The sequence below is a fragment of the Streptomyces synnematoformans genome (genome assembly GCF_039531005.1).
Taxonomy (GTDB): Bacteria; Actinomycetota; Actinomycetes; order Streptomycetales; family Streptomycetaceae; genus Streptomyces; species Streptomyces synnematoformans.
This window is the reverse complement of the sequence record NZ_BAAAPF010000694.1, coordinates 1-1,082: the sequence shown is the minus strand read 5'-3', so window position 1 is coordinate 1,082 and position 1,082 is coordinate 1. Positions and strand designations below refer to the sequence as shown.

General features: G+C 81.1%; 1 protein-coding gene. It reads right to left on the bottom strand.

Annotation, left to right across the window (positions count from 1 at the left end; all coding sequences use genetic code 11):
• Positions 1-1,082, bottom strand: a 1,082-nt coding sequence (locus ABD317_RS37180) for a pyridoxal phosphate-dependent decarboxylase family protein (protein ID WP_344296526.1), incomplete at both ends; no start/stop codon positions are given.

Genomic DNA, 1,082 nt, shown 5'->3' with positions numbered 1-1,082 from the left:
CGCCGGCCGCCGGCCGTGGCCCGCCCCAGCACCCCGTGCCCGTCGGCGCGCAGCCGCCGGCACGCCGCCGCGACCGCCTCGTCGCCGGCGCCGGCGGGCCGGAAGAGGACCGTGGTCAGCGCCGGCGGCGCGTACAGCTCCAGCTCCGGGTCCTCCGCGACGAACTCCGCCAGCCGCGCCGCCGCGGCGAACGTCGCCTCCACCAGTTCCGCGACCCCGGCGCGCCCGAGCGCGCGCAGCGTGACGGCGACCTTGAACACGTCGGCGCGGCGCGTGGTGCGCAGCGAGCGGTGCAGCAGGGCGGGCAGGCCGGCGGCGGTGTCGTCGTCGGCGCTGAGGTAGTCGGCGCTGTACGCCAGCGGCGCCAGGTCGGCGCCGTCCCGTACGGCCAGGAAGCCGGCGGCGATCGGCTGCCAGCCCAGCTTGTGCAGGTCGAGCGCGACGGTGTGGGCGCGGTCGAGCCCGGCGACGAGGTGCGCGCGGCCCGGGGCGAGCAGCAGCAGCCCGCCGTACGCGGCGTCCACGTGCAGCCGGGCGCCGTACGCCCCGGCGGCGTCGGCGAGCCCGGGCAGGGGGTCGACGGCGCCGAAGTCGGTGGTGCCGGCGGTGGCGACGACCAGCGCCGGGCCCGGCGCGCCGGGCGCGGGGCCCCGGAGGCGGCCGAGCACGTCCCGTACGGCGGCGGGGTCGAGGACGCCGCGGGGCGTGGGGACGACGTGCGGGGCCCGCATCCCCAGCAGCCAGGCGGCGCGGTGGACGCTGTGGTGGGCGTTGGCGCCGGCGACCACCTGCACGCCGGGGCCGAGCAGTTCGCGGGCGAGCAGCAGCGCGAGCTGGTTGGCCTCGGTGCCGCCGGTGGTGACCAGCGCGGCGGCGCCGGCGACGTCGGGGTGGACCTCGGCGGCGACGGCGGCGGCCACCTCGGCCTCCACCTCGGCGGCGGCCGGGGCCTGGTCCCAGGAGTCCAGCGAGGGGTTGAGCGCGCCGGCCGCGAGGTCCGCGGCGGCGGCGACGGCGAGCGGCGGGGCGTGCAGGTGCGCGGCGCAGTGCGGGTCGGCCGGGTCGGCGGCGCCCTCGGCGAG